The following is a 25471-nucleotide window of genomic DNA, read 5'->3' on the forward strand; positions in this document are numbered from 1 at the left end:
CTGCCTCCAAGAGGCTCGACGAAGAGAAGAACACCTCACGCGCCGAGCTGCGAGGGTGTGCGGTTCCGTCTCGCCCAACCTCGGCCGCCGCGGGGCGGAGTCCGCGGCGGCCGAGGTTGTGCGAGCACCTTCGGGGTACTGGCGGAGGAGGGGGTCAGTCGGTGATCGTGGGCGGCTCGGCGGGGAAAGGGCGCACTTCGAGCCACTCATGGATCGGCTTCCCTCCCGCCCCCGGAGCAGCGGAGAGCTCTCCTGCCAGCTCGATGGCGCGTTCGTAGCTGTCGACGTCGATCATCATCCAGCCGGCGATGAGGTCCTTGGTCTCGGCGAAGGGGCCGTCGGTGACCGGTGGCCGCCCCTCGCCGTCGTAGCGGACGAACATTCCGTCGGGGGCGAGCGCTTGACCGTCGACGAACTCGCCCGTGCCTTCGAGTTGGTCTGCGAAGTCTTGCATGTACTGGATGTGGGCCGAGATCTCCTCCGGCGTCCACTGGTCCATCGGCACATCGTTGACCGCAGCCGGGGCGCCGCGGTAGTGCTTGAGCAGAAGATACTTACCCATTGTGTTTCTCCTCGGTGGTGGTGCGGCCCATTCTGGTCGCGTTCACTGTGGAGACGGAGCCAGTCAGGATTTCTCGACACGCCGCCCGAAGAATCTTTTGGGTCTCGTTCGAACCGGGGGCGGAGGCCTGTAGTTGCGTAACCGGGCGCGTCGTGCACAGCGCTCGCGGCACAGGACCTCACAGTGTCGGCCGGTCGAGCGGACGTCGCAGTGGCGCGAGTGCGCCGGCGTCCCGTAACCGGCCGTACACGCGGACAATCGTGTCGATGTCGCCCGGTGCTGCAATGTGCAGCAGCACGCCGCCGTCCAGCGTGTCCTGACGGACCGCCCCCGGGCCGTCGGGTACCAGGACTGCGCGGGCCGCGGACAGATAGCCGAACCGGCCGACGACAGGATCGCCGACGGTGAACCCGGCGCCGTCTTCGAGCGCATCGAGAATGTCGTCGTCGCTGACGTCACCGAAGTCCGGTTCCCACACCGACGCAAGCATTGCGAGCAGTTCGGATTCGGGGACGATGGCGCCGTCGGGCGCGTCGACCGTCATCACCAGTGACTGAAGGAGAAACTGTGGGGCACCACCCGCAACGCCGGACAGTTCGACCGCCCACCCGTCCGCACCGGTGTGTATCAGTCGCAATCCGGTCCCCGTCAGATCCGACCACGCCTCAGCGCCCTGCGCGTCCAGGAGTACCGCTGTCAGGTCGTCCGGCGCACAGGCGGTGTCCGGTCCCGACGCGTGAACCTGCCGCCACTCGCCTCGCACCGGTGGCGCAGCCGCCGGCAGCAGTTCCGTGACGTGCTCCAACGTCTGCCGCCACCGTCCTGCCAGCGTTTCGACCGGCTCCGGCCGCGGCCCCCAGAAGGCCCGCACGACGCGTCGCATTCGAATATGCCCTCCCTCTCGATCCCTACGGTCATCCGTGCGTCCCGGGCGGGATCAGCGTCCGCAACGAACCGTGGTGCACCTGATTCTGTCATCAGATGCGTCCTGCGAACTGGAACGGAAGCATCGATTCCGGGATGCGACGGCTGGTGACCATGTCGGCGATCCCTTCAGCTGTGGCAGGTGCCAGGGTGACACCCAACATGCCGTGGCCGGCGGAGATGTAGAGGCCGCGGTGACCGGGAACCGGGCCGATGAACGGCAAGCTGTCGGGTGTGGCGGGTCGTAATCCGGCTCTGCCGGAACGAATGTCGACATTCGTGTCGGGGGCCCATCCTGCCAAGTAGGGGTGCACCTGGTCCACGAGGCGTCGGATCCGCCGCTCGGGAACCCGCTCGTCGCGGGCAGGTAATTCGAATGCGCCGGCGATGCGTATCGCGTCGTGGTATGGGCTCAGTGCGGACCCTCGACGTACCGGCACTGGCACCGCGCCCCCGTAGCCTGCCGGTCGTCTTCCGAGGTGCGGGCCCCCCGACGTCTCCGTAGTGCGTGACAACTGGTCGGCCGGTTGTTCTATGGCTGCCAGTGCTGCACGTTTTCGAGTGGAAGCGCGTATTCGCATCCTCCGATGCCGAGTTCGCCAAGAAGTTGTGCGACGCGCGGCGGGGGATCGGACGGACAGGTCATGCTGTGCTCATCCGATCCCCTCGTCGGCGGGGGCGAGCTTCGTCAGTTCGTGACTGCGGGGCGGGTGGGCCTGCGGTCGTCGGCGAACATGGCCTCGATCCTCGACTTGATCTCCGCGGTGCTCATGGTGCCGCTGCGCCGGGGCGTCTGCCGTCCGGTGGGAGTCGTCGGGGCAATCGAGGGTGTCGCCATGTGTCCTGCTTTCGTCGGATACCGATATGTGTGCCTCGCGGTCACGGTTGTGATCTGGTTCACATCGTGGCCGACTATGTTGTACACCACATGTTCGGTCCCGTGCCACTCGGCCTGGTCACCTCGGCGGTGGCCGGGAACGCGACCGAGCGGGTGCGAGGTCGACGAATCGGCTCCGGCTGATTGCGATGGCCCGAGCGTAGAATTGCGCGGGTTCGGTCGATCACGCTGGGCCCGGATTTCGGTGAGGCCTTACCGAACTTCTCCGGCCTCGTCGCCGATCTGCTCTGCTCGGTAGTCGGCTCCGAATTGCGACGAGATCGGGAGGGTACTTCAGCGATGCGAACCGATGGAGACAGTTGGGACATCGTCAGTAGCGTGGGCCTGACCGCGTTGGGAGTGGCGACATTTCGGGCGTTGGAGACAGTCCGCCCCGACGCGTTGATTCAGGACGACTACGCGCGGTTGTTCGTCGAAGCGGCGGGTGAACCACATTTCACCGGGCTGTTGGCCGACCCGTCGTTACTCGGGGACATGCCGTTCTCGGGCTTCATGGGTGCTCGGACCAGATTCTTCGATGAGTTCTTCTCGTCAGCCACGGGCGCGGGGGTTTCGCAGGCGGTGATCCTCGCGGCCGGGTTGGACGCACGGGCATATCGCTTGGACTGGCCGACCGGCACGACGGTCTTCGAGGTCGACCAACCGCAGGTGCTGGAATTCAAAGAGGATGTCCTCGCTGATCATGGGGCCAGGGCGACGGCTGATCGTCGCCCGGTGGCCGTCGATCTGCGAGACGACTGGCCTGCCGCCCTCGAAGCCGCAGGCTTCGACCCTGGTAAGCCGACCGCGTGGTCGGTGGAGGGCCTGCTGGCTTACCTCCCGGGCGCGGCGCACGACGCGCTGTTCGAGCGGATCGACCAACTGTCCAGCTCCGGCAGCCACCTTGCCGTGGACAACTTCGCGGCGGGAACCGATATGCAACGCTTCGACGCCATCAGAGCGAAGTATTTCGCCGAGAATCCGTTCGGCGACCTCGACATCTCCGAGCTGTTCTACGGTGACGAGCGGGCCGATCCGGTGCAGTGGTTGACCGGGCACGGCTGGTCAGTGCGGCGGTCCAATTCGCTCGAGCTGGCGGCCTCCTACGGGCGGCCGGTTCCGGATCTCCCTGAAGAACTTGTCGATCTGTCGAAGCGATCGACGTACCTGACGGCGGTCAAGTAGCCACTGCCCAGCTTGCAGCGATGAACCGCGGGGGCGAGCCATTGCGGTGGACCGCCATCCGCGCGTACATTGGTAGTTGCGGATCGAGAGAGTAATCGGCAACGGTGAAACACTCGAGAAGCAGAGATCCGGCCGAGAATGTGAGAGCATTCCCGGCCGAACCCCTGTCTGGGGCATTTCCCGCTCACCGACCTGGTGCTTTATCACGCGGTCGGCACGAGTCGCACGCCGGTCTCAGCACCGGTGCTGTGAGCATCACTATTCTCAATCCTGCTCTGCAGCAACGTCATCGACGATCCGCGCCGATGCCGGTCGGGAAGTGGTAGGCGAAGACTTTCGGCGAGTGCGCCACGGCGCCATCCGGTCGAGGAGCCTGTCGTTCAGGACCAGCACATGGAAGAGGACGGCGGACATGTGTGCGGTGAAGGTGAAGAACAGCAGGTAGGCGAATGCGGTGTGAGCTTGTCTCGACAACGCGTAGACGCTGGGATCTGGTGCAAGCAGCGTGGGCAGGTGCAGATGCTGGTAGAGGATGATCGGGTAGCCACCGGCCGAGAGCATGGCCCACCCGGTGAGTGGCTGGATCACGAGCAGCCCGTAGAGCAGGTACTCCGACGCGGTTGCGACCCGGCGCTCGACCGGTCCCATGGAGGCGGGTGGTGCGGGCGTGCGGCACACCAGCCGGTTGCCGATGCGGACGATCACCAGCGCGAGGATTGCGGCGCCCAACGGGACGTGCACCGAGCGCAGCAGGTGGTAGCGGTCGAGGGTCGTCACCATGACGGCGCCGATGAGCAGTTGTGCGATCACCATGACCGCCATCGCCCAATGCAGCACCCGGACGGTCGCCGCGAACCGGAGTGGGCGGTCGGTCGGGTCAGCGGTCATCGCGCACCCCATCCACGTCAACGAGCGCCGGTGTTTTCGGCTCCCCGGACCGGCGGGTGAACGATTCGGTGTAGACCGCGGACCGGGCGCTGAGCAGGGGATCGTCCGAGGGTGCAATGCCCGTTGGGAGAATGAGCGGGTCGAAGTTGAGGTCCCGCGCGTTGTGCGGCGCTTCGGTCCGGACCGCCTCGATGGTCACGGTGCCGACGTCGAGGACCTGCCGGGTCGGCGGCCACGGCCGGGTGGCGTCGTCGGTCCGATCGCCTGGTTGACCGATCGTGAGCAACATCCGCCACCGCAGCGGCCCACGCGAGACTGCCGCGGTGAGGGCGTCGAAGAGGTGATCGCGCCCCGGCAGCGGCGGCAGGCCGGGGGAGCGGACCGGTTGCGCGGGGACCAGTGTCCACCGCACCGCAACCGTGACTCCGGTGTCGTTGGTGCAATGGAAGGCATTGAGACCGTAGAAGGTGCTGTTGTCGAACCCGGAGGTCGGTGGATGCTGTCGGATGAGGTTCATCGCCGCCGCGGTCTCGGGATGGCGGGAAAGAAACGCCGCCATGCGATCCGGATCGGGCTTGCCGGTGGCCGGGTCCGTTTTCGATGCGAGCAACCGCTCGTAGAAGCCGTCTGGTGTCCGGTCGGGGAACACCGGGGTGTTGATCATCGCGGTGCGCCACTGCTCGCCATCGGGGAGGTCGAACGCCAACCCCAGCCCGCGGACCGTGGCGTCGACGTCCGGAGTGGACGGATTCCCGCCCGAGAGTGAGAACCGGCCGGTCACCGGGATCTGGCCGACCCGGAAAACGCTGGCCGTGGAAACTCCGGACCCGGCGCCGGTGGCGGTGAAATATCCGGTCGCGCTGACTCCTTTGGCGTGATTGCGCCGGAACCCGTCGTGATGCCCGGAGACCTCCTCGAACCGGTCGGTCAACCGTGCCGGGGTCAAATCGTCGGCGTCCAGTGTCCCCGCCGCGCAGAGGAACCCGCCGACGTCCACTGCCGCGATGGCGCCCACCGCGGCCAGGCCGAGCAGCGCACTGCGGCGACTGACGGCCGGGCGCGGCGCCTGATCCGGGGGTGTGGTGGCGTCATCCATGGGCGGAGTCGACCGTCACCACGTGCCAGGTTCCCTTGACGCCGTCGCCGCCCGTCTGCCCGGGGGCGGTGTCTTTCGCGAACCGGTACAGCGGGTGGCCGTCGTAGGTGATCTGCTCGGTTCCGTCCGGCCGCGTCGTGGCACCCGCGCGGGCGGCGAGGGTGGCGTCGGGCCGGGGTGCACCGACGAGCGAGGGCGGCCAGATCTCGGCGCACGGGCCGGTGCACCGGATGGTGCCCGGGGTGTCCTCGTCGAATCGGTAGAGCGTGAATCCGTCTCCGTCGGTGAGCACGGTGCCGAGAGCGGTCTCCCGGGTGCCGAGTTCCACCTGCCCCGCGGTGGACGCAGACGGCTGCACCTGGGGCGGAGTGTCGTCGGTGGCGGTGCCGCACGCCGACATCATCGCGATCGTGCCGGCGGCGCCGGCCGCCGCAAGAATCGATTTCTTCAACATCGTTTCGGGTCTCCATTCGTTCGTTCCGTATGCCGGATCGTTCGGCGCTGGGGAGTACGGATGGTCGGCGACCCACGTTCAGCTGCCCCCGCGCACCCGAGTGGCAGAATTCGAGATGAACGCCGCGCCGCCCACGCCCGTACTCCTCGGTGGGTGTCGGGCGAGCCGACGCCGTATCCGGTGTTCGGGAGGTGAGTGGTGCGGCTTCGTATCGTGCGCACACGCGGGGACCAGTCCGAGGGAAGTTTGGATGACGAGAAGGTGTTGCGGGCCGCCTACGACGACCAGCGGAGGGAACTGTTCGCCCTCGCCTACCGCTCCCTCGGAGACCGGGGTCGCGCGGAGGAGGCGGTACAGGAGACGTTTCTTCGGGCGTGGCGGCGCTCAGACCGGTTCGACCCGCGACGCGCTACGCTCCGGACCTGGTTGTATGCGATCTGCCGCAACGTGGTGATCGACGCGATCCGGGCTCGTGCCGCCCGACCCGAGCTGGCCGACGCTGCACCACCCGAGCTGCCCGCACCCGAGCGTCCCCTCGAACAACTGCTGGTGGGGCTCGAGATGGAGGAGGCGCTGCGGCGGCTGTCCGATCAGCACCGCTGCGTCCTGGTCGAGATTCACCTGCGTGACCGGCCCGCCGCCGAGGTGGCCGCACAGCTCGGCATTCCCGTGGGCACCGTCCGCAGTCGTGTGTACTACGCGCTGAAGGCTCTCCGACTCGTACTCGAAGAAATGGGGTGGCATGGTGACCACTGACCGCTGCCAGCAGATACGCACCATGTTGGGGATGTACGCGCTCGGTCGCCTCGACGACCGCGAGATGATCACGCTTCGCGCGCACCTGGACGGCTGCCCGGAGTGCCGCACCGAGTTGCGTCTGCTGACGCCGGTCGCGGCTGCCCTCTCTGCGGCGGACCCGGACCGGCTCACCGAACCTGCGCCCCGGCCGTCGTCGACGCTGCCCGACGCGATCTTCGGGGCGGTCGACCGCGAACGCGGACGGAAGCGGTACCACCGGATCGCAGTCGCCGCCGCGGCCGTCGTGATCGCCGTCGGCCTGGTGGCCGGCGGGTTCTTCCTGCGCGGGGGCACCTCGACAGCCCCGCCCGGGCAGCCGGTGGCATTCACGGTGCTCGCCGCAGGTGTGGACGCCTCCGCGCGGGTGGAAAACCGGGCGTGGGGAACCGGAATCAGCCTCGACGTCGCCGGACTCCCACAGGGCCGCACGTACAACGTTTGGCTCCAACGCTCCGACGGAAGTCGCATGAATGCCGGCAGTTTCATCGCCGGCGGCGACAAGACGATGTCGATGCAGTTGGCGGTGGGGCTGCCGATGTCGGATGCGACGATGCTCGGGGTGAGCGCCCCGGGCGACGACCGGACCCTGCTGCAAGCGCCCCTGCGGTCCTGACCGACGCCAATCCTCGTGGACGACTCAGAGGAGCCGGCCGTCGCGAGCGACGACCCCTCCGGCCCGCACCACCGTGTCCCGACGGGGGACGTCGACGACGATCTGCGGCACGCATTCTCCGTCCAGCAACATGAAGTCGGCGGGTGAACCCGGTTGCAGGTCGGCCCGCGGCAGCCCCATGGCGGCAGCACCGCCGTCGGCGGCGAGTCCGAAACACGCCTCGAGATCCTCGTCGAGGCGTGCGTCGAGTGCCCAGGCGAGTAGCCACGCGAAGGCACGAGACCCGGACGGAGCGGAAGAACTGGCCCGCCGACACGTCGTGGGTACCCGGGTTGAAGCCGTCCGCTCCCTGGCCGCCGAGACCGGGACGACCTGAGGCGCCCCAGGTAGCACGCGGGCGACCACGGTCTCTCCTAAGACTGCGAGATTCGAACGTACCTGGTTACCCGATCAGGGCCACCAAATCTACTCGTCGCGAATGTTTCGCATCCGCCGACGACGCTCGTGCCGAGTCGCTCGTGTGAGAATGCCGGCGCGGGTATTCGCTCACCGGCCGAGACGTGCCAGCCGTTCGCCCGGTGTCGTCGCACCCCAGACGCCGTGCTGTTGGCCGGTGTGGAGGGCATACTCGAGGCATTCCTCCACCACCGCGCAGCCGCGGCAGAACTCCTTGGCGAGATCTTCCCGCTCGGAGCGAGCGTTCCTGCGTTCGGCGTCAGCCGGGAAGAAGATCTCCGCGTCCGCTTCATGGCAACGCGCAGACAATCGCCACTGCCACAACTCGGTGTCGTGAGGATGCAGTGTCATCACCGGTGTCGACATCTTTCGACTACCCCCTTCGCTCTCGGTCGCCCCGAATTACAGCCCATTCGGCAACACACGAGAAGAATTCGAATCTCCAGGATTGCGGGGTGAACGCGCCGCGCCGTTCTTGGTGAGCCACTGAAGATCTGATCGGCGTGACGCGAATCCTGTTGTTCGACGACTGCTCTTGCGATGCTGACCGGGTGACACCCGGGCGGCCTCGAAAGGCAGACGCATGACCATCCTCGATCCCCCGACAGTCGACGCCGCGAGCCTCGGAGTCTACGACTCGATCACCGACGCCATCGGCAACACACCCCTCGTCCGGTTGAACCGGGTAACCGGAAGTATCTCCGCGACGGTGTATGCCAAGCTCGAGTTCCTCAACCCCGGCGGAAGTGTGAAGGATCGCGCCGCCCTGGCCATGATCAACGCGGCCGAGGAATCCGGGGAACTACTGCCCGGAGGCACCGTCGTGGAGGGCACGTCGGGCAATACCGGAGTCGGGCTGACGTTGGTCGCCGCCGCGCGGGGATACCGTTCCGTCGTCGTGGTACCCGACAAGACGAGCGTCGAGAAGATCGCGTTGCTGCGGGCGCACGGGGCGCAGGTGCATGTGACACCGGGCGGCAGGCCCAGCCACCATCGCGAGTTCGTGCGCAACGTGGCCACTCGTCTCGCGGCGGAGATCCCCGGCGGCTGGCTCGCCGGCCAGTACGACAACCCGGCCAATCCCCACGCGCACCGCACCACGACAGGTCCGGAGATCTGGCGTCAGACCCAGGGCCGAGTCACTCATCTCGTCGCCGGTGTCGGAACCGGTGGGACCATCACGGGGACGGGCGAGTTCCTGACGAAGGTCTCCGGCGGGGCCGTGCAGATCATCGGCGCGGATCCTGATACCTCCGTATACGGTGGGGGAGACGGACGGGCCTGGTACATCGAATCCGTGGGCCATTTTCTGCACCCGCAGACCGAGCACGACGAGTGGCCGGATTCCTATCACCCGGACGTCGTCGACCGACTCGAGCGGATCCCGGACATCGAGGCGCTCACGGTGCTGCACCGCCTCGCCCGGGAGGAAGGACTCCTCGTCGGAGGTTCCGCCGGTACCGCGGTGGCCGCCGCCCTGCGGGTCGCGCGGACCCTCGGTCCGGACGACGTCGTGGTCGTGATCGTCCCGGACTCGGGCCGGGCCTACCTGTCGAAGTACTTCGACAACGAGTGGCTGGGACGGCTGGGCTTCCCGCTCTACCACGCAGCGACCGGACCCGTTGTCGGTGACGCACTGGGCGGCCGGGGGAGCGCACCCCGGGCCGTGCCGTCCACCGCGACCGTCGCGGAGGCGCGTGACGTGCTCGCGGACACCCCGGCCCTGCCCGTCGTGCTGGCACGCCCGATCACCGGTCCGGTCGTGGTCGCGGAGATCCAGGGGTCCGTCAGTGCCGCGGCGCTGTCACACGCTCCGGACGACGACCCGATCGGTGTGCACGTCGATCAGCCGTTGCCCGTCGTGGGAGTCACCGAAGAGTTGTCGGTGGCAATGCGACGAATCGGGGGGCACCGGGGGCCGGTCGTCGTGTCCGAGAACGGGCGAGCCGTGGCGTTGGTGGACGCTGACGTCGTCCTGACCTCGCCTGTCGCGTGAAGTGCGGTGATTCGTCATCCTTGATCGAACACCTTCTCGAAGCAATTCGAGAAGGGCAAGATCTCGTATGGGGAGAAGATCGGAATCCGTGAGTAGCCGCTCTTCTCGTACAACCTGACCGCATCGGGTTGCCGGTCGCCCGTCTGGAGAATCAGGCGTGGGCGCCCCGCCTTCCTGGCGGCATCCTCGACCGCGCTCAACAACGCTGTCGACACCCCGGTTCCGCGATGTTCCACTGTGACGAACATCCGTTTCAACTCCAGGTCGTCGCCGTTCCACCTGAGCGCGGCGTGACCGACCGCTTCTCGAGTGTCGGTTGCCCCCGCGGCGGTGTACACCACCACTGTGAGGAAAACGGACGTCGAGTCAACCGCATTGGTGGCGGCGCGGTCTGCAGTCGATACTCGGTCGGAGTATCGCGGCCCCACTTCGCGGGCCATGGCCTCTCGCAATGCCTCCGCGTCGGGGTCGAACCAAGACACCGCGGTTACGTGAAGGTGCGAGAGTGCTAATTCAGAGGTCATTCACATTCTCCGTCGATGAAAATGCAGTTTCGGTAGATGCTTCCCGGTCTTCACCCGGGATTCGAGGGTTGAAATCACCTTGACGCCAACGGTGTCCAGAAATCTCTGTTCGCTGCCGATGAAAGTGCAAGGTGGTTCGACATTTCCGATCTGGAGGAATCTATGTCCAGTTGTGTCGAACTGTCGCACGTCAGGCCCTGTTTCTCATCGTGGAGGACGCAGGGCATGGACGTTCAACGGTGACAACCGGGGTTAGTATCGCGATGTCCGGATGCTGGTCACGTCGTCCAGTCGGGTGATGAGGCGTCCCTCGGGGGGCGGAAGTAGGGGATGGACGCAATCGCGGCGGCGCACACGGCCGTCAGTCCGGACGCGCTCTCCGCTCAATCGTTGGAGACGGCACGATTCGCCGATCTCAGCCGGCCGATCACCGACGTCGAACAGGAATCACCACCTCATGAGTCTCGAATTCCTCTGGTACATCCCGAATCAGGTCACCCCGGGACACCGCGGCGACGCCGTCACGGTTGACCACAACAGTCTGGACACCCTCACGAGCCAGGCGAAGGCCCTCGAGGACCACGGCTGGAAAGGGGCCTTGATCGGCACCGGTTGGGGTAGACCGGACACACTCACCGTCGCCTCCGCCCTTGCGGCCAGGACGGCGACGTTCGAGCCGCTCATCGCGATCCGGCCCGGCTACTGGCGACCGGCTCACTTCGCCTCCGCCGTCGCTACTCTCGACCATCTGACCGGCGGCCGGGTCCGGATCAACATCGTGTCCGGGAAGGACAACCTCGGAGCCTACGGCGAACACGAGAGCGACCAGGACCACCGTTACGCTCGCACCAAGGAGTTCCTCCAGCTCGTCCGCAAGCTGTGGTTGGAGCAGAACGTCAGCTACCGGGGTGAGCACTTCCAGGTCACCGATTCCACAGTGCTGCCCCGGATCTCACCACGCGGAGATCGACTCCACCCGAAGCTCTACTTCGGTGGCGCGTCCGATGCCGCCGAGCGTGTTGCGGCGACCGAGGCCGACGTTCAGCTCTTCTGGGGTGAGCCGCTCGCGGGTGTGCAGGAGCGGATCGAACGGTTGCGGTCACTGAGCGAGGAACTCGGCCGAGCGCATGCGCCGCTCGAGTTCGGCCTGCGGATCACCACCTTCGTCCGGGACACGACCGAGCAGGCCTGGGCCGAGGCAGAGGAGAAGGTAGCGGAGATGGCGAAGAATCAGGTTGCGCCGCCGCAGAACCCGCATCGCCAAACCGCCGTGGGACAGCAGCGACTCCTCGCCCTGGCTACCCGTGGCGACCTGCTCGACGACAACCTGTACACCGCACCCGGGAAGTTCGGTGGCGGCGGCGCCGGCACCACGTGGCTCGTCGGCTCCCCGGAGGACGTCGCGAAGTCGCTGCGCAAGTACCAGGACCTCGGCATCACCCACTTCGTACTCTCGGACACCCCGTATCTGCCGGAAATCGAGCGTCAGGGCAACCAGCTGCTGCCGTTGCTGCGGGAATGAGCGGGGGAGCGCTACCTGCGCTTCCCCGCAACAGGTTTGCGCACACGGTGACAGTCACCCGCCCTCGCTGTCGGGCACGAGCGGGTGACTGGTTGTCAGAGTCTGAGTCCGGTTCCGTGCACGCCGTGTTCCTCGATGAGCGCGAGTTCTTCGTCGGTGAGCGGCGGGAAGTTCAGGGCCGCGATGTTGTGGTCGAGTTGCTCGGTGGAACTCGCTCCGATCAGCGCCGAGGTGACCTCCTGCCGCCGCAGCACCCACTGCAGCGCGAGCTGTGCAAGTGACTGGCCGCGGGCCTCGGCAATCTTGTTGAGCTCGGCGGTGCGTTGCCGGTAGGTCTCGTCGATCACATCCGGCGTCAGGAACGTGCTGTTCTGTGCTCGTGCGTGTTCGGGAATCGTCTCCAGGTACTTGTCCGTCAGTAGACCCTGCGCCAGGGGTGAATACACGATCAGCCCGAATCCGTCTTGCCGGGCGGTGTCCAGCAGGCCGTTCTGTTCGGGGCGGCGGTCGTAGATCGAGTAACGCGTCTGGTGGATGAGCAGCGGAATGCCGGCCGCGCGTAGCAGTTCGGCGGCTTCGTGTGTGCGATCGGGTAGGTAGTTGGAGATTCCGACGTAGAGCGCCTTGCCCTGCTCCACTGCGCTGACCAGAGCCCCGACGGATTCCTCCAGTGGCGTGCTGAGGTCGGGGCTGTGATGGTAGAAGATGTCGACGTAGTCGGTGCCGAGGTCGCGCAGACTGTGGTCGAGCGAGGTCAGGATCGACTTGCGCGAGCCGCCTTTGAGATACGGGCTCGGACCGATCGGGTTGCCTGCCTTGGTCGACAGGATGAGTTCGTCCCGGTAAGGCGCGAGGTCCTTGGCGAGCACGGCGCCGAAGTTCTTCTGGGCTGCGCGATGCGGGGGGCCGTAGCGGTCGGCGTTGTCGAAGTGGGTAATGCCTAGGTCGAACGCGTGGAGGATGATCTCCCGCTGAGTCGCGAAAGCGTAGTCGCTACCGAACTTCTGCCACAGGCCGAACGAGAAGGCAGGCAGATCGAGTCCGGAGTTTCCGGTGCGGTGGTACGGGACCTTCTCGTAGCGGTCTCCGGCCGCGGCGTAGGTGAGATCGAAGGGGCTGTCGGTCATCGGTGTCGTCTCTTCCGGTCTGTTCGGTTGTTGTCGTGGGTCGGTCACAGACTGGCGCGCGGTGTCGGCCCGGTGCAGGAGAGACGGCGCAACATCGAGTCTGCTCCATACAAACACTGTCACCGGACGACGATGGAAAGTGAACCGTTGAGATCGTGCAGATTCTCTGAAAAGACTGTCGAGCCCGCACCACATTCGCGACGAGACACAGCAGAAGCGGGGGCAGAGTGCGGATCGTTCGACCCGATCTCGAATCTCTCCGATCGATTATGGGGACAAAGGCCCGACGTCCCGCCCATCGTCGAGAACTTCGAATCACTATCTTGGGGCTGTGGGCGATGACACCTGGGCCAGTGTGGCCGACCAATTTGCCGACGAGGCGTATACCTCGGTGAAGGGGCTCGTGCGCACCTATGTGCTGCACCAGCATCTGTTGGAGCATTTGCCGGCGCCCCCAGCCCCTGTGCTCGATGTCGGCGGCGGCGCGGGCCATCAATCGTTCCCGCTGGCGCAAGCCGGTTACGACGTGACGGTGCTCGACCCGTCGTCGGCGATGCTGGACAAGGCTCGACAGCGACTCCAGCGGCTGCCTGGTGAGGTCCAGCGACGGGTGACGCTCGTGGAGGCCGACGGCGAGGACGCCGATGAGGCGGTGAATGGTCAACGCTTTGCCGCCGTGTTGTGTCATGGCGTGCTCGGGTACCTGGAGCATCCGGAGGCGCTCGTCGACCAGCTGTGCCGGTGCACTGCTGCCGGTGGCGTCGTATCGATCATGACGGGCAACGCGAAGGCGATGGCAGTGCGCCCGGCGTTGGAACAACGGTGGGACGACGCTCTGGCGTCGTTTGACACCAGGGGCGAGATCGGGGTGCTGGGAGTGCCGACTCGAGCCGACACGGTGGAGGAACTCAGCGAACTCGTGCGGATCCGCGGCGTGGAGCCGGTGCGCTGGTACGGGGTATGGCTGTTCGTCGACTGGCTCGACTTCGGTGGTGCCGAGTTGGACCCGAACGATTCGAAGCAGGTGGCGGCGGCGGCCGCCGTCGAACTCGAGGCCAGCCGACGAGACCCCTACCGTCAACTCAGCCGCGTCTTTCATCTCGTGGGACGCAAAGGCCCGGGCTGACGGGACAACGGCGCTGGGTGGTGGTCCGCAGACCGCGCTTGGTGTGTGTAAAAACGTCGACCCGCAGGTGACCGGTTCTTCGCGACTACATCGAGGATGGCAGGATCAGGTCATCGAGATCGGAACCTCGATGTGAGGGTCCGGATCGAGATTGAGGGAGTATCGGCATGGCGCAGGGCATTGTGAAGTGGTTCAACGGTGAGAAGGGCTTCGGTTTCATCGCACCCGACGACGGAACTCCGGACGTATTCGTGCACTACTCGGAGATCTCGGGCAGCGGTTTCAAGTCGCTCGACGAGAACCAGCGTGTGGAGTTCGAGGTTGGCCAGGGGCAGAAGGGCCCGCAGGCCACGAACGTGCGCTCTGTCTGACCAGTGCAACGTGGGGACCGCATCCGGTGGGTGCGGTCCCCATTTCTGTTGCCGGATGGGTATCCGGTGAGGGCGCCGGTATCGAACTGCACGCCGAGGGCGCTGAAATACTGGAATTGTCGGCTCAGCTGACGCGGATGAGTTTCTTGTTCACGAATTCGTCGATCCCGTATTTGCCGAGCTCGCGACCGAAACCGGAGCGCTTCACGCCGCCGAACGGCAGCTCGACTCCTTCGGCGCCAACGGCATTGACGAACACCATCCCGGCCTCCAGTGAGTCGGCGACGCGGTAGGCCTGATCGGGGTCGGTGGTGAAGACATACGAGCCGAGACCGAACGGAGTGTCGTTTGCCAGCTCGACGGCCTCGTCCTCGGAACGCACCTTGTAAATCGTCGCAACCGGCCCGAACAGTTCCTCCCGGTAGGTTCGTGAATCCCGTGACACATTCGTCAGCACGGCCGGTGGGAAGAAGGCACCCTTCCGATCGCCCTCCGACACCAGCGTGGCGCCCTCGGCGATCGCCTGCTGCACCTGCTCGGACAACCGGTCGGCGGCGGCCACCGACGACAGCGGCGCGAGTCCGTCTGCGGTGGCGAGCACCTCCGCGGTGAATCTACCGACGAAGTCGTCGTAGAGGTCCTCGGCGACGATGAATCGCTTCGCGGCGTTGCACGCCTGCCCGGTGTTCTCGAAACGACCTTCTATTGCCGCTTTGACGGTGGCGTCGAGGTCATCTGAACTGAGCACGATGAACGGATCGGAACCCCCGAGTTCCAGTACCACCTTCTTGAGGTTGCGGCCTGCGATCTCGGCGACCGCTGCGCCCGCACGCTCGGACCCGGTCAACGACACGCCCTGGACCCGTGGGTCGGCGATCGCGTCGGCGACCTGCTCATTGGTGGCGTAGACGTTGACGTAGGCGCCCTCCGGATATCCGGCGTCGGTGAAGATCTGGTGAAGTGCCGCCGCCGATTCCGGACACTGCGGTGCGTGTTTGAGCACGATGGTGTTGCCCAGCGCCAGATTCGGACCCGCGAACCGGGCGACCTGGTAGTAGGGGTAGTTCCACGGCATGATCCCGATCAGCACGCCGATCGAGTTGCGGCGGATCAGCGCGGTACCCTCACCCTCGACCAGGTCGATCGGCTCGTCAGCCAGGAACTTCTGGGCGTTGTCGGCGTAGTACTGATAGATCGCGGCGCTGAAGTCGACTTCCCCCAACGACTGGTCCAGTGGCTTGCCCATCTCCCTCTGGATGATCTTGGCCAGTTCGTCGCGGCGTTCGGTGTGCAACTCGGCCACCTTCCTGAGCAGTTCGGCGCGCTCAACCACCGTCGAGCCGCGCGACCACTCACGGTGCGCCTTTTCCGCCGCGGACAACGCCGCCTGCATCTGCTCGTCGGTCGCGGTCGGATATTCGCGCACCGTCTGTCCGGTGGCGGGGTCCACAACTGCGTACAGGCTCATGTTCACGTCTCCTCGGAGGGTGGGGCATTCCAGTATCGCTTGCGACGGGCGCCTGGGGTGTGGTCCTCGCGAGTAGATCGCCCGATCATCACCTGGAATGGTCGGCAACAGGCCGCGCGAGGTGGGGGCGGCGCTGCCCCAGCAGGTCGCTTATTCGCGGCGGCCGCGCAGTGAGATCGTTCACTGCTCAGCAGGAGGATCGTATGGGGGTATAGGCTTGATACATCGGAATGGTCGTCGCATCGAGCGAGTCGCTCAGGCGTTCCCGATTCGAAAGAATGCCGGCCGATTCGCGGCCGATGCGAGGAGCGTCCATTTGATGCCAATGGCTACAGGCACGCACGCCCAGGCGCCGCGCAGATCCGCACCGCGCGAACACTTCCCGGGGTGGGCGCGCCGTCCCGGATTCGATGCCGACACCACGCCTGATGGCGAGCTGCCTACGACGTCATGCGGACCGCGACACATTTCGACCATGATCTACCCGGTCGCCATCACCCCAACCGGCCGCGCCCACATACACCTGAAGCAAGGAACAGAATGACCATCGATCACGACAAATCCGAACTCCCACTCTTCTCTGCGCAGCGAACGCTGACCCACAGCACCCCCGAGCCCGTCTCCGACGCGCCGCGCACCGGTGATTCACCCACGCAAACATCCGCCGAGATCCACCGGTCACTATTCAGCGACGAGTGAGCAACGGTGCCCACCGTCAGGGCTAGGGGATCGGGCTGGTCGTGACGTGGCGATCAGCGGTCAGTGCGCGACAAGCTCGGTCAGCGATCAGGCTTCGCGCGTGACGTCGCCGCGAGAAACCGGTCCCGGTCGACGATCGCCCGGTCGATCTCGCCCGACGCGACAACCTTCCCCGAGCTATCGGTCGCCCGCACGGCGAAGGTAAGGCGGTGGCCGACAGCGGCGGCTGGTGGCTCGGCCGCGATCTCGACGCTGGCACCGACCGGTGTCGGGCTGCGGTGCTCGATTCGGACAGCGGTCCCCACTGTCGTCTGGCCCGCACTGATGAATGATGCAGCGCAGGCGACGGTGGCCGCCTCCATCCACGCAATCAGCCGTGGGGTCGACAGCACCGGAACGTCACCGCTGCCCAATGCGGTCGCGGTATCGGACTCAACTACCTCGTAGCGCACGCCAATACAGTACGTCAGGCGCGGCCGATCCCTTGGTACAGCACTTCCGGTTCGGGCTTTGACGGTCCCGCCGGTGGTGCACGCTGGCGCAGCACCGCAAAGGCGTGTGCACCCGGACATTCCGTGCGACATCTTCGTTTCCGGGGTTACCGGTCGTCGCGATGGTGCGTCTGAGACACTGGCTGCTGAGGCGGTAGCGGGCGGGCTGCGGCCCAGGCGCCACTGTCGTCACGACACGGGACTACGAGGGGGATCGCGAGAGTATGCCGGGGATCGATGGGCACTTGGACTCGAGGCAGCGCGCGGGCGCGAGGTTTGCACGGCGGACTCGGTTTGTCGCCCTGATCGGCGGCCTCACCGCCACACTCGCCCTGGGGGCGGTACCGCTCGCCACCGCACAGCCGGCACCGGGTGACGATCTTCGCTGGGGGTCCTGCCCGGCCGAATACGAGCTGGACCCGGCATCCGATCAGTGCGCCTCGGTCACCGTTCCCCGCAACTACGCGGACCCCGCCGCCGGCACGATCGACGTGCTCGTCACCCGCCACCGCGCCGAGGATCCCAGCTCGCGCCGCGGCGTGCTGTTCACCAATCCCGGTGGGCCGGGCGGAGACGCGATCGGCTCGAACAGCATGTTCGTCGAGATCCTGCCCGACGCGGTCCGCGCACAGTGGGACGTGATCGGTATCCAACCGCGCGGTCTTCCCTACGCCGGCGCGGTCGAGTGCGTGCTGGCCCCTGAACAGACGACGGCGATGAGCCTCGGCTTCGGCGGTGCTGCGACGCGCAACGCATGCGAGTCCGCTGCGCCAGGCACCACGGCGCACCTGACGACCGAGAACACCGCGAAGGACTGGGAGCAGGTCAGGATCGCACTCGGCGAGGACGTCATCGACATCTACGGCCTCTCGTACGGCACGATTCTCGGATCCACCTATGCGACGCTCTTCCCTCAGCACACCGGTCGCATGGTCCTCGATTCCGCGGTCGACCAGAAGTGGCTGTGGAACGACGTGTTGTGGCAGCAGAACGACGGCTACAAGGATCGCTTCTACGACCTCATGGACTGGATCACGGCCCACGACGACACGTACGGGCTCGGTGACACCCCACTGAAGGTGTATCAGCGGTGGTCGGACCGGATCGTCGAGGAAGCCGGCGGGAACCCGACCCTCGCGCCACCGCCCGCCCAGATCGGTGACGTACCGCCCGGCCTGCAGGCCGTTGCGGATGCTTATCGCGGTGGGGTCGATCTCACCGGACCGGCACGCGTTCAGTTCGAGGCCTTCATCCGTAGCCTCGCCGACCCGTCGCACACCCAGATGTCGTCCAGCATCTACGTGATGACGCGGCAGGTGCTTCCCGCCCGCAACAGCTGGCCACTCATGGCCCGGGTGATCCGGGACGGGCGAGACGCGATTCCCGACGGCACCGCGATGGACGACCTGACGGAGCAAGAGTACGAGCGGATTGCCCAGGCCCAGGTGATGCAGTCACTGGTCCTGTGCAACGAGAACAATGTCGCCGCTCGGCCGGACCGCATTCCGGGTTGGCTCTTCTCCACCTTCGTCACCGGAGATCTCTTCGACCTCATCGGGTACAGCTACAGCGCCGGGCCCGAATGTGCCGGTGCGCCGCCCGTCGTCGCGCTGCCCACGTTGAGCAATCGAGGACTGGCGACGGCCCCGCTCGTCCTGCAGGGAATGCGCGACCCACAGACCCCCTATCAGGGCGGAGTTCAGCTCGCCCACGACATGGGGGCGCACCTCGTCACCGTCGAGGGAGGAGATCACGGTGCGGGGATCCAGGGTGGCAACGCCGTCGTCGACCAGGCCGTCACCGAGTACCTCGAGACCGGGCGCACCACTGTCACGCACGCCCCTGAGGCGCCGATCACCGCACCGCTGTGAAGTCCGGGGCCGGGCCGCGGACGAAGTGATCTAGGCAAGCAACACTCCGGGTCCGTGCTGAGCTGCGGGACCGACGTTCCTGGTTCGAAAAGGAGCAGATCCGAATAGACTTGCCGAGGTGAGCCGCGAGGATCCCGATCGGCTGTCCGCCGACGACGCACATATCCTGGGGCTCGAATCGGCGGTGATCACCGGCCACACGCTCAAGCTCGTCGTTCTCGGGCCGGCCACCTCCCCGCTCGACGTCGAGGCTCTGCGAACTGCCGTGGCGGAGCGGCTTTCGAGCCAGCCGCGAGCGACGCAACGGATCGATACCTCGGGACCGGAGCCGCGCTGGACCGAGGCGACGGCGTTCGAGATCAGTGACCACGTCCGGCGCCGAGAAGAGCCTGGGTGTGCCTCGCGCGACGATCTGTGGCGGGCCGTCAGCAAGCTGATGTCCGAGCACCTCGACCACGAGCGACCACTGTGGACGTTCGATCTGTTCGGTCCACTCGGCGACGGGCGCGAGGCGATCGCGGTCCGGATCCATCACGCGATGGCCGACGGGATCAGCGCGGTTCGCTTCCTCGACGACGTGCTCTGGGATCGGCACCCCGAACCGCCCCCGAGAGGAACGCGGCCGGGCCTTCGCGCCGCTTCGCCGCAGCGTTCGCGGGTCGACGAGGCACTGCGGATGCCCGCGGCTGTGCGTCGTGAACTCGGCCACCGCGGTTCACACTCGCCTTTCGACCGCCCGATCAGTGCCGCCCGCGAGCTTGCCTTCACCGTCGCCCCGCTCCCGGAGCTGAAGGCAATCGGCGCCTCACGTCCCGCGCGCGCAACCGTCAACGACGTACTCCTCGCGATCGTCGCAGGCGGCCTGCGCAGCTGGCTCGGCGCCGGCGAGACGGCCCTGCCGCGTCTTCGTGCTCAAGTTCCGGTCAGCCTGCACCACCGGGACGAGAGAGCGGGCAAGCTGGGAAACCGCGATTCCTTCCTGAACGTCGATCTGCCGCTCGCCGAGGCGGATCCGCTCACCCGACTCGACCGGATCAACGCCGAGACCAGCAAGCGCAAGCTCCTCGACGACGCCGAAGAGCTGTTCGATCTCTTCCACGCTCTCGGACGCGTGAAACGCGTCGAGGAAGCCGCAAAGCGACTCGCCGGCAGCGCGCGCGAGTTCAGCCTGTCGATCTCGAACGTCCCCGGCCCGCCCGTGCCGGTCAGCGTTTCCGGACGTCGGGTCGAGCGGCTCTTCTCCTCCTCCGAGCCCGCAGCGCACCACGCGCTGCGGATCTCGGCGATCTCCTGCGCCGGGATCGTCGGTATCGGGCTCTGCACAGACCCCGAGGCGCTGCCCGACGTTGCCCGGCTGGCGGTGGCGATGGACGATTCATACGCCGAATTGCGTGACGCCGCGATCACATGACGTCGAATCCGTCCTGTGTCAATGGCATTCGCTGCCAGGCGGGGGTTGGTGGCTCAGGCGCGTCGGACAGGCATGATCGAACGCACCCGCGCGTCCCGCAGGTACAGACCGCCCCACACGAAGATGCCGACGTAAATCGGGAACAGGGTGGTGCTGACGACCGGCTGCTCGGTGAGCATGTTGGTAGCGACGGCTCCACCGAGGTATCCGGTCAGCAGCACCGCGCCCAGAATCGCCGTGGCGGGCACGATGTAGAGAATCAGGCATACCAAGAGAACGATTCCGATGACACGGTTGAGGTTCTCGGCAAAACCCAGCTCGGCCATCGCCTCGCGCACCATTTGCGTGTTTGCGATGTGGATGAGCGAGTCGAACAGGAGAAACAGCACCACGAGGGCGCTGACGACCAGTCCGGCGATTCTGGCCTTCTTCGTGGTTCCGCCCGTCGGCGCCGGTGTCGAGTTGGTGGTTCCCGTGGAGGGTGGTGTCGATGTCATGAGACTTTCTCCTTGCTGTTCATGGAGCGGTACACCGCTGACCGGTGGCACCTGCCCGACGGCGTCACGCGGGCAAATCGACTGCTCCCGCACGCTCCGCGTCTACTCACACCAGTACAGACCAGAGGCGACGGGAAAACTCACCGCGGCGCTGGAAGGCTCTCCGTTCGGGTGATCCTCCTAGGTCGGCAACCCCGCGGGCAGGACGTCGAGGACCACCTTGCCCGGCACCGGTCGGGTTCGACGATGAAGAAGACTGCTCGTCCGCCGCGTGGCGTCACCGGGGCGGCGCACTGATCGAGACCAGCACGCCGCCCGGCTTGACGATCGCGGCCGATCGGGCGAGCACGTCGCCGCCGATGGTGTCGAACACCAGTGGTGCCGTAGCCAACTTCGGTGACAACGCCGGCCACCTCGTGTGCGGGGATGGAGGGCGTGCGGTCGCGGCCGGCCCGATCCGTCCAGGTTCCTGGCCAGTCGAGCTCGTCGGGGACGAAGGATGCGGCGTGCACTCGGACGATCACGTCACCGGTGGCGGCCTGCGGGTCGGGGGCATCCTCGAACACGAGTAGCTCCGGGTTCGCGGGCCCTCGATTCTCATGGATGCGAACGGCTTTCATGTGATGCTCCTCGAGTCGTATACGACTACATCCAGCTTCCATGCGCTGAAGCTATGTCGATTGTCCGCTGCGTCGAATATGCGCGCGACCTCGTTGTCTCCGGAAACAAGGTCGCGCGGACGACCACGCGAGGCCGAAGGTCCCGGATAGGACAAGTCGCCTGCGGCTGTGTAGGAGGGTCCTACTTACCGGTCTTTTCCCGGTGGCTACAACCAGGCCAGCAGCATGGGCGGCGCTTGCCTTCAGCCAGTTCGGTATGCGTCCGCTTGATTCGACGCGCTCTCGTTTCGTCGAGCTTGGCATCCTCGACCCAGCAGATCCACTCATTGCGTGCCAATGGTGTGATGTCATTCCACGCTTTCAGCGCCGGCCCGTCATCGGCCAACGCCGTCCGTAGGTCTGCCGGCACTCTATGCACCGTGCCACTCGGGACCGTGCGCTTGCCCATGTTTGGAGTCTACCGACTGTCGCAGAGGTAGTGCGGGTCGTAGCCACCGGAGTCTTGGTGTTGATTCAGGGGCGGGCCCGCTCTATTTTCGCGCGGTCGCTGCAAGCGAGACCGCGCGATGATGAGTCTCATCTGCAATCGTGGACGGCCGGGTGAACCCGACGTCTGATCTAGGTTGATGCGATGAAGATATCCACGAGCGCATCGGTCGTCTCGGTGCTGTGCGCTGTGTCGGTGTGGTTGTTCGTAGTGCCGCAACTGGTCACCACGGGGATTATCGAGCCTGGACCGCTTCTCGGTCTGATGGTGCTGCTCCCGACCCCGGTCGGTTTGATCGCCCCCTTGGTGGGGGCGGTCGCGGGCACGATCGGGCTCGTCCGACGCGCTGATCGGACGTGGGCCGGCGCGTTGATGACGCTGGGGCAGGCTTTGACGTGGATTTTGGCCATCGTGATCGTGGTGTGGTCGCAGGCATATGGTTCGACGGGGTGGGAGTTGTTGATACTGCCGGCGTCGCTGATGCTGGGGCAGGTTGTGGTCGCATCGGGCTTGATATCGGCCAAGGTGAGTCGTCGCAGAGCCATCCACGCCACAGTCGGGGAAAAATGGCAGGGCGTGTGACAGGGTGAATTGGGTGGGGGAACGGCCGACCACGATCATCTCCAGCCCTTGGGCGGCAGTCCGCAGATATTGCGCTGTGCAGTGGCTCGCCACAACACGACCGTCACACTACTTACCCACGCGCACTCGGGCGTGTTGATCAAGTGCTTGATGCCCGCGGTAAGTGCGGTGGTGGAGACGGCCTGTTCCGACCTGGTTGGGGGAGGGCGGGCGAATCTTGTGCGCGCCGGCCCGTGTCGGCGAGGATGGGTCCGATCCCCGACATGCGAAGAAGGAGTCGACGCGATGACGAAGTACCTGATCTCTTTCCCAAGTGGTGCCATGGTCCTTCCCGACGAGGATTTACAGGCAGTGTCGGATGCGTCGCACGCGGTGGTGGAGGAGGCGAAGGACGCCGGCGTCTGGGTGTTCGGCGGTGGAATCGACGAGAGCGTTCCGCCTGTCCTGGTCGATGGGGATGGCACGGTGACCGAGGGCACGTACCCGCAGACGAAGCAGCTCGAAGGCGGCTACACGGTACTGGAGTTGCCTTCCCGCGAGGCGGCACTGGAATGGGCTGCGAAGATCGCGGTTGCCTGCCGGTGCGCGCAGGAGCTGCGCGCGTTCCACTACGATCCCGCCAGCTGACAGGGGTCGACGTCTCGGGCAATCGCATTCGGCTTCGCCCAGATTGAAATAACGTTCGACGGAGTTACTGCCCTTGCAGCGCTCCTTTTCCTCGTCGCGGAAGTCGATCGGTCGGACGCGAACTGCGCACGACGGCATCCCGTCGCGGCGACACCAGCCGAAGTCGTTCTGGCGACGAATCGTCGGCGAGAAGTTTCCTCGACACGAACGTCGCCGTGCAAGTCCGTCCTGGAAGTTAAGTGCCGCAGAAGGTTTGGAAGGACTTGCTGAATGATGGTGGAGCGGGTGTGGTGTAGTCCGACCACTCGTCGCGGCGGTCGAACGGATGCGTGACGACCTCCAGTAGCTTTTCGAACGGAGCGAGCTCCCCGTCGGCCGCGGCGCGCAACGCAGCATCGAGCTGATGATTCCGCGGGATGTACAGCGGGTTGACGCTGTCCATCGCGTCGGCGGTCTCCGCTGCCCCGTGCCCATGTTTGGTCAGGTTGCCGCGCCAGCGTTCCAGCCATGGCCCGATGTGCTCGCGCGGAACGAGGCCGTCGAGAGGCGTCGAATGTCCGCGTAGTTCGTCCGCGAGAGCACGGAAGGTGCCCGTCCAGTCGGCACCGTGTTCCTCCAGCAGCGTCAGCAGGTCGTCGACCAGCGCTCGATCGACGAGTTCGCCGGCCAAACCGAGCTTTGCCGCCATCCCGGCCGCGAAATGGCCGTCGTACCGGTCGTCGAAGGTGTCGAGGACTGCCGACACCGCGGTAATCGCGTCATCCGGCGTGGAATCGAACAGCGTCAGTAGCGTTTCCGCGAGGCGCGCCAAATTCCACTTCAGGACAACGGGCTGGTTGCCGAACGCATACCGGCCGCCGTGGTCGATCGAACTGAACACTGCAGCCGGGTCGAACGCGTCGAGGAAGGCGCACGGACCGTAGTCGATGGTCTCGCCCGAAATGGTCGTGTTGTCGGTGTTCATCACCCCGTGCACGAAACCGGTGAGCATCCATTTCGCCACCAGAGAGGCCTGCGCCTCCACCACCGCCTCGAAGAACGTCAGGTAGCGATTGCCGTCACGCCCCGGCGCCGGTTCGGTCAGCTCCGGGTAGTGGCGGGCGATCGCGTAGTCGGCGAGCGGCTGCAACACCTCACCCTGCCGCACCGCGTATTCGAAGGTGCCCACCCGCAGGTGACTGGCCGCGACCCGTGCGAGCACGGCCCCGGGCTCGGCGCCGTATCGATGAACGTGCTGGCCCGTCGCGACCACCGACAGCGCGCGCGTGGTGGGGATGCCGAGGGCGTACATGGCCTCGCTGACGAGGTATTCGCGCAGCATCGGGCCGATTGCCGCGAACCCGTCGCCGCCCCGGGAGAACGGCGTGGGCCCCGAGCCCTTGAGGTGTAGATCCACCCGCTGCCCATCACTGCTGGTCAGCTCGCCGAGCAGTAACGCCCGGCCATCGCCGAGGAGCGGTGCGTATCCGCCGAACTGATGGCCCGAATATGCCATCGCCACCGGCTTGGCCCCGGCCGGCGCCGTCGATCCGGACAGGACGTCGACCCCGTCCTCGCTTCGCAGTGCCCGGACTTCCAACCACAGCGACGCCGCGAGCTGCTCGTTGAGCACGAGCAACGTGGGGTCAGGCGCATGCGCACCCTGCCAGGGAACCGTCAGGGCGCCCAGCTCGTCGGCAAAGGTGCTTTCGAGGCCGGCCACCGCTGTGTTCGTGCCCACCGTGGAATCCGGAATTGCAGTCATCCTGCGAGGGTAACCACCACACGGAACGCCGCGCACGCGATGGCACCGGTGTGCGCACGTGCAAGGGAATGTGCATTCAAGGGTGGGCTTGTGTGAGGACCGGCGCGATGTTCGGCACGGAGTAGACGTCTCGGATGGGCACCGACCCGCCGAGGATGCGCGTGCTGTGGATGGCCTCCGCGAGCAGGTCGGCGCTGAGGAACGCCTCGGCGATGCCCATCCCGGTGGAGGGGTCCTTGTGGTGGCCGGCATCGCCGAGGAGTGCCCAGCCCGGTCCGACCGATGTTCGGTATTGATTGGGCAGGTCGGCGGTACCGACGAAACGTTGTTCGCGGTGGCCGGAGGCGACCGTGTCACGCAGTCCTGGCACCCAGATCGAGGGCGGCGTGAAAGCTTCGGTCGAGGTCTGTGCGGCCGGTGTGCTCAGCGTCTGGGGCCGCACCGCCGGCACTCTC

General features: G+C 66.2%; 30 protein-coding genes and 1 pseudogene. 12 read left to right on the forward strand and 19 right to left on the reverse strand.

The features are described 5' to 3' along the window. Positions 1-154: 154 nt before the first annotated feature. The 4 genes from QM693_RS08020 to QM693_RS08035 all read right to left on the reverse strand — a co-directional run bounded on the left by QM693_RS08020 (position 155) and on the right by QM693_RS08035 (position 2324). Complete coding sequence (locus QM693_RS08020) at positions 155-562, reverse strand: YciI family protein (RefSeq protein WP_283351939.1); 408 nt, start codon at positions 560-562, stop codon at positions 155-157. 178 nt (positions 563-740) lie between these two features. Further along, positions 741-1445: a hypothetical protein gene (locus QM693_RS08025; protein ID WP_283351940.1), complete on the reverse strand. Its 705-nt coding sequence runs from the start codon at positions 1443-1445 to the stop codon at positions 741-743. 94 nt (positions 1446-1539) lie between these two features. Then, positions 1540-1932, reverse strand: coding sequence for an NAD(P)/FAD-dependent oxidoreductase (locus tag QM693_RS08030; RefSeq protein WP_283351941.1), 393 nt, complete (start codon positions 1930-1932; stop codon positions 1540-1542). A 242-nt stretch (positions 1933-2174) separates the two neighbouring features. Beyond that, complete coding sequence (locus QM693_RS08035; RefSeq protein ID WP_198602318.1) at positions 2175-2324, reverse strand: hypothetical protein; 150 nt, start codon at positions 2322-2324, stop codon at positions 2175-2177. Positions 2325-2663: 339 nt separating this feature from the next. On the opposite strand from QM693_RS08035, the gene QM693_RS08040 reads away from it, so the two are divergent. Then, a complete protein-coding gene (locus QM693_RS08040) occupies positions 2664-3548 on the forward strand; it encodes a class I SAM-dependent methyltransferase (RefSeq protein ID WP_283335295.1) in 885 nt (294 codons plus the stop codon). Positions 3549-3812: 264 nt separating this feature from the next. Here QM693_RS08040 and QM693_RS08045 read toward each other — a convergent pair whose 3' ends face one another. From QM693_RS08045 to QM693_RS08055, 3 genes are read right to left on the reverse strand one after another with little or no spacing between them, the layout of a single operon-like run. Continuing rightward, a complete protein-coding gene (locus QM693_RS08045; RefSeq protein ID WP_283351942.1) occupies positions 3813-4436 on the reverse strand; it encodes a cytochrome b in 624 nt (207 codons plus the stop codon). Then, on the reverse strand, positions 4426-5532 hold the full coding sequence (locus tag QM693_RS08050) for a catalase family peroxidase (RefSeq protein ID WP_283351943.1): 1107 nt from the start codon (positions 5530-5532) through the stop codon (positions 4426-4428). The genes QM693_RS08045 and QM693_RS08050 overlap by 11 nt, the downstream gene beginning before the upstream one ends. After that, entirely contained in the window at positions 5525-5986 is a 462-nt protein-coding gene (locus tag QM693_RS08055; protein WP_283335298.1) for a COG4315 family predicted lipoprotein, read from the reverse strand. The genes QM693_RS08050 and QM693_RS08055 overlap by 8 nt, the downstream gene beginning before the upstream one ends. Positions 5987-6184: 198 nt before the next feature. Between QM693_RS08055 and QM693_RS08060 the strand changes: the two genes are divergently transcribed. Continuing rightward, on the forward strand, positions 6185-6742 hold the full coding sequence (locus tag QM693_RS08060) for a sigma-70 family RNA polymerase sigma factor (protein ID WP_349307490.1): 558 nt from the start codon (positions 6185-6187) through the stop codon (positions 6740-6742). Then, positions 6729-7397, forward strand: a complete 669-nt coding sequence (locus QM693_RS08065; RefSeq protein WP_283335300.1) for a zf-HC2 domain-containing protein — start codon at positions 6729-6731, stop codon at positions 7395-7397. Before QM693_RS08060 ends, QM693_RS08065 begins: the two co-directional genes overlap by 14 nt. 24 nt (positions 7398-7421) lie before the next feature. Here the strand turns inward: QM693_RS08065 and QM693_RS08070 are convergent, their stop codons facing one another. Both QM693_RS08070 and QM693_RS08075 read right to left on the reverse strand, forming a co-directional pair. Next, a complete protein-coding gene (locus QM693_RS08070; RefSeq protein WP_283335301.1) occupies positions 7422-7802 on the reverse strand; it encodes a hypothetical protein in 381 nt (126 codons plus the stop codon). Between the two features lie 141 nt (positions 7803-7943). After that, a complete protein-coding gene (locus QM693_RS08075) occupies positions 7944-8204 on the reverse strand; it encodes a WhiB family transcriptional regulator (protein ID WP_283335302.1) in 261 nt (86 codons plus the stop codon). 232 nt (positions 8205-8436) lie between these two features. On the opposite strand from QM693_RS08075, the gene QM693_RS08080 reads away from it, so the two are divergent. Further along, positions 8437-9849, forward strand: coding sequence for a PLP-dependent cysteine synthase family protein (locus QM693_RS08080; RefSeq protein WP_283351945.1), 1413 nt, complete (start codon positions 8437-8439; stop codon positions 9847-9849). Positions 9850-9863: 14 nt separating this feature from the next. On the opposite strand, the gene QM693_RS08085 is transcribed toward QM693_RS08080, so the two are convergent. Continuing rightward, positions 9864-10373 (reverse strand): GNAT family N-acetyltransferase, encoded by a 510-nt coding sequence (locus QM693_RS08085; protein ID WP_283335304.1) that lies wholly within the window; start codon positions 10371-10373, stop codon positions 9864-9866. Positions 10374-10830: 457 nt separating this feature from the next. Between QM693_RS08085 and QM693_RS08090 the strand changes: the two genes are divergently transcribed. Further along, positions 10831-11895 (forward strand): LLM class flavin-dependent oxidoreductase, encoded by a 1065-nt coding sequence (locus QM693_RS08090; RefSeq protein ID WP_283351946.1) that lies wholly within the window; start codon positions 10831-10833, stop codon positions 11893-11895. 95 nt (positions 11896-11990) lie between these two features. Here QM693_RS08090 and QM693_RS08095 read toward each other — a convergent pair whose 3' ends face one another. Next, positions 11991-13022, reverse strand: a complete 1032-nt coding sequence (locus tag QM693_RS08095) for an aldo/keto reductase (RefSeq protein WP_283351947.1) — start codon at positions 13020-13022, stop codon at positions 11991-11993. Positions 13023-13353: 331 nt separating this feature from the next. Here QM693_RS08095 and QM693_RS08100 point away from each other — a divergent pair, with 331 nt between their 5' ends. Next, a complete protein-coding gene (locus QM693_RS08100; protein WP_283351948.1) occupies positions 13354-14148 on the forward strand; it encodes a class I SAM-dependent methyltransferase in 795 nt (264 codons plus the stop codon). 167 nt (positions 14149-14315) lie between these two features. Beyond that, a complete protein-coding gene (locus QM693_RS08105; protein ID WP_005242781.1) occupies positions 14316-14519 on the forward strand; it encodes a cold-shock protein in 204 nt (67 codons plus the stop codon). Positions 14520-14643: 124 nt separating this feature from the next. Here the strand turns inward: QM693_RS08105 and QM693_RS08110 are convergent, their stop codons facing one another. Further along, complete coding sequence (locus QM693_RS08110) at positions 14644-15987, reverse strand: NAD-dependent succinate-semialdehyde dehydrogenase (protein WP_283335308.1); 1344 nt, start codon at positions 15985-15987, stop codon at positions 14644-14646. 540 nt (positions 15988-16527) lie between these two features. On the opposite strand from QM693_RS08110, the gene QM693_RS08115 reads away from it, so the two are divergent. Continuing rightward, positions 16528-16686: a hypothetical protein gene (locus tag QM693_RS08115; protein WP_016880869.1), complete on the forward strand. Its 159-nt coding sequence runs from the start codon at positions 16528-16530 to the stop codon at positions 16684-16686. 80 nt (positions 16687-16766) lie between these two features. On the opposite strand, the gene QM693_RS08120 is transcribed toward QM693_RS08115, so the two are convergent. Then, on the reverse strand, positions 16767-17138 hold the full coding sequence (locus QM693_RS08120; protein ID WP_283335309.1) for a thioesterase family protein: 372 nt from the start codon (positions 17136-17138) through the stop codon (positions 16767-16769). A 263-nt stretch (positions 17139-17401) separates the two neighbouring features. Here QM693_RS08120 and QM693_RS08125 point away from each other — a divergent pair, with 263 nt between their 5' ends. Continuing rightward, positions 17402-19048: an alpha/beta hydrolase gene (locus QM693_RS08125; RefSeq protein ID WP_349307440.1), complete on the forward strand. Its 1647-nt coding sequence runs from the start codon at positions 17402-17404 to the stop codon at positions 19046-19048. A gap of 118 nt (positions 19049-19166) precedes the next feature. Then, positions 19167-20459 (forward strand): wax ester/triacylglycerol synthase domain-containing protein, encoded by a 1293-nt coding sequence (locus tag QM693_RS08130; RefSeq protein WP_283351949.1) that lies wholly within the window; start codon positions 19167-19169, stop codon positions 20457-20459. 53 nt (positions 20460-20512) lie between these two features. On the opposite strand, the gene QM693_RS08135 is transcribed toward QM693_RS08130, so the two are convergent. From QM693_RS08135 to QM693_RS08150, 4 genes and pseudogenes are all read right to left on the reverse strand, one after another. Further along, positions 20513-20956 carry a DoxX family protein gene (locus QM693_RS08135; protein ID WP_283335312.1) on the reverse strand — a complete coding sequence of 148 codons (444 nt, stop codon included), beginning with the start codon at positions 20954-20956 and terminating at the stop codon, positions 20513-20515. A gap of 277 nt (positions 20957-21233) precedes the next feature. Then, complete coding sequence (locus QM693_RS08140) at positions 21234-21359, reverse strand: hypothetical protein (protein ID WP_283335313.1); 126 nt, start codon at positions 21357-21359, stop codon at positions 21234-21236. After that, positions 21325-21576 (reverse strand): annotated as a pseudogene (locus tag QM693_RS08145) (alcohol dehydrogenase catalytic domain-containing protein); the annotation flags it as partial. The gene QM693_RS08140 and the pseudogene QM693_RS08145, both read right to left, overlap by 35 nt. A gap of 181 nt (positions 21577-21757) precedes the next feature. Beyond that, complete coding sequence (locus QM693_RS08150; RefSeq protein WP_083849701.1) at positions 21758-22024, reverse strand: YdeI/OmpD-associated family protein; 267 nt, start codon at positions 22022-22024, stop codon at positions 21758-21760. Between the two features lie 183 nt (positions 22025-22207). Between QM693_RS08150 and QM693_RS08155 the strand changes: the two genes are divergently transcribed. Then, a complete protein-coding gene (locus QM693_RS08155) occupies positions 22208-22645 on the forward strand; it encodes a hypothetical protein (protein ID WP_283351950.1) in 438 nt (145 codons plus the stop codon). A gap of 285 nt (positions 22646-22930) precedes the next feature. Then, a complete protein-coding gene (locus tag QM693_RS08160) occupies positions 22931-23272 on the forward strand; it encodes a YciI family protein (RefSeq protein WP_283335316.1) in 342 nt (113 codons plus the stop codon). A gap of 235 nt (positions 23273-23507) precedes the next feature. Here the strand turns inward: QM693_RS08160 and QM693_RS08165 are convergent, their stop codons facing one another. Both QM693_RS08165 and QM693_RS37805 read right to left on the reverse strand, forming a co-directional pair. After that, entirely contained in the window at positions 23508-25016 is a 1509-nt protein-coding gene (locus QM693_RS08165; RefSeq protein ID WP_502942608.1) for a protein adenylyltransferase SelO, read from the reverse strand. Between the two features lie 76 nt (positions 25017-25092). Continuing rightward, positions 25093-25458, reverse strand: coding sequence for an NAD(P)/FAD-dependent oxidoreductase (locus QM693_RS37805; RefSeq protein WP_502942609.1), 366 nt, complete (start codon positions 25456-25458; stop codon positions 25093-25095). Positions 25459-25471 lie beyond the last annotated feature (13 nt).

Source organism: Rhodococcus sp. IEGM 1305, from assembly GCF_030058635.1.
In the GTDB taxonomy this organism is placed as follows: Bacteria; Actinomycetota; Actinomycetes; order Mycobacteriales; family Mycobacteriaceae; genus Rhodococcus_F; species Rhodococcus_F opacus_D.

What these genes read in the sequence shown, in the direction of transcription:
- QM693_RS08095 (WP_283351947.1), bottom strand. Translation starts at nt 13,022, where the DNA reads ATGACCGACAGCCCCTTCGATCTCACCTACGCCGCGGCCGGAGACCGC.
- QM693_RS08085 (WP_283335304.1), bottom strand. Translation starts at nt 10,373, where the DNA reads ATGACCTCTGAATTAGCACTCTCGCACCTTCACGTAACCGCGGTGTCT.
- QM693_RS08155 (WP_283351950.1), top strand. Translation starts at nt 22,208, where the DNA reads ATGAAGATATCCACGAGCGCATCGGTCGTCTCGGTGCTGTGCGCTGTG.
- QM693_RS08125 (WP_349307440.1), top strand. Translation starts at nt 17,402, where the DNA reads ATGCCGGGGATCGATGGGCACTTGGACTCGAGGCAGCGCGCGGGCGCG.
- QM693_RS08055 (WP_283335298.1), bottom strand. Translation starts at nt 5,986, where the DNA reads ATGTTGAAGAAATCGATTCTTGCGGCGGCCGGCGCCGCCGGCACGATC.
- QM693_RS08160 (WP_283335316.1), top strand. Translation starts at nt 22,931, where the DNA reads ATGACGAAGTACCTGATCTCTTTCCCAAGTGGTGCCATGGTCCTTCCC.
- QM693_RS08045 (WP_283351942.1), bottom strand. Translation starts at nt 4,436, where the DNA reads ATGACCGCTGACCCGACCGACCGCCCACTCCGGTTCGCGGCGACCGTC.
- QM693_RS08040 (WP_283335295.1), top strand. Translation starts at nt 2,664, where the DNA reads ATGCGAACCGATGGAGACAGTTGGGACATCGTCAGTAGCGTGGGCCTG.
- QM693_RS08110 (WP_283335308.1), bottom strand. Translation starts at nt 15,987, where the DNA reads ATGAGCCTGTACGCAGTTGTGGACCCCGCCACCGGACAGACGGTGCGC.
- QM693_RS08090 (WP_283351946.1), top strand. Translation starts at nt 10,831, where the DNA reads ATGAGTCTCGAATTCCTCTGGTACATCCCGAATCAGGTCACCCCGGGA.
- QM693_RS08135 (WP_283335312.1), bottom strand. Translation starts at nt 20,956, where the DNA reads ATGACATCGACACCACCCTCCACGGGAACCACCAACTCGACACCGGCG.
- QM693_RS08150 (WP_083849701.1), bottom strand. Translation starts at nt 22,024, where the DNA reads ATGGGCAAGCGCACGGTCCCGAGTGGCACGGTGCATAGAGTGCCGGCA.
- QM693_RS08115 (WP_016880869.1), top strand. Translation starts at nt 16,528, where the DNA reads ATGACCATCGATCACGACAAATCCGAACTCCCACTCTTCTCTGCGCAG.
- QM693_RS08080 (WP_283351945.1), top strand. Translation starts at nt 8,437, where the DNA reads ATGACCATCCTCGATCCCCCGACAGTCGACGCCGCGAGCCTCGGAGTC.
- QM693_RS08035 (WP_198602318.1), bottom strand. Translation starts at nt 2,324, where the DNA reads ATGGCGACACCCTCGATTGCCCCGACGACTCCCACCGGACGGCAGACG.
- QM693_RS08025 (WP_283351940.1), bottom strand. Translation starts at nt 1,445, where the DNA reads ATGCGACGCGTCGTGCGGGCCTTCTGGGGGCCGCGGCCGGAGCCGGTC.
- QM693_RS08020 (WP_283351939.1), bottom strand. Translation starts at nt 562, where the DNA reads ATGGGTAAGTATCTTCTGCTCAAGCACTACCGCGGCGCCCCGGCTGCG.
- QM693_RS08165 (WP_502942608.1), bottom strand. Translation starts at nt 25,016, where the DNA reads ATGACTGCAATTCCGGATTCCACGGTGGGCACGAACACAGCGGTGGCC.
- QM693_RS08065 (WP_283335300.1), top strand. Translation starts at nt 6,729, where the DNA reads ATGGTGACCACTGACCGCTGCCAGCAGATACGCACCATGTTGGGGATG.
- QM693_RS08105 (WP_005242781.1), top strand. Translation starts at nt 14,316, where the DNA reads ATGGCGCAGGGCATTGTGAAGTGGTTCAACGGTGAGAAGGGCTTCGGT.
- QM693_RS08075 (WP_283335302.1), bottom strand. Translation starts at nt 8,204, where the DNA reads ATGACACTGCATCCTCACGACACCGAGTTGTGGCAGTGGCGATTGTCT.
- QM693_RS08050 (WP_283351943.1), bottom strand. Translation starts at nt 5,532, where the DNA reads ATGGATGACGCCACCACACCCCCGGATCAGGCGCCGCGCCCGGCCGTC.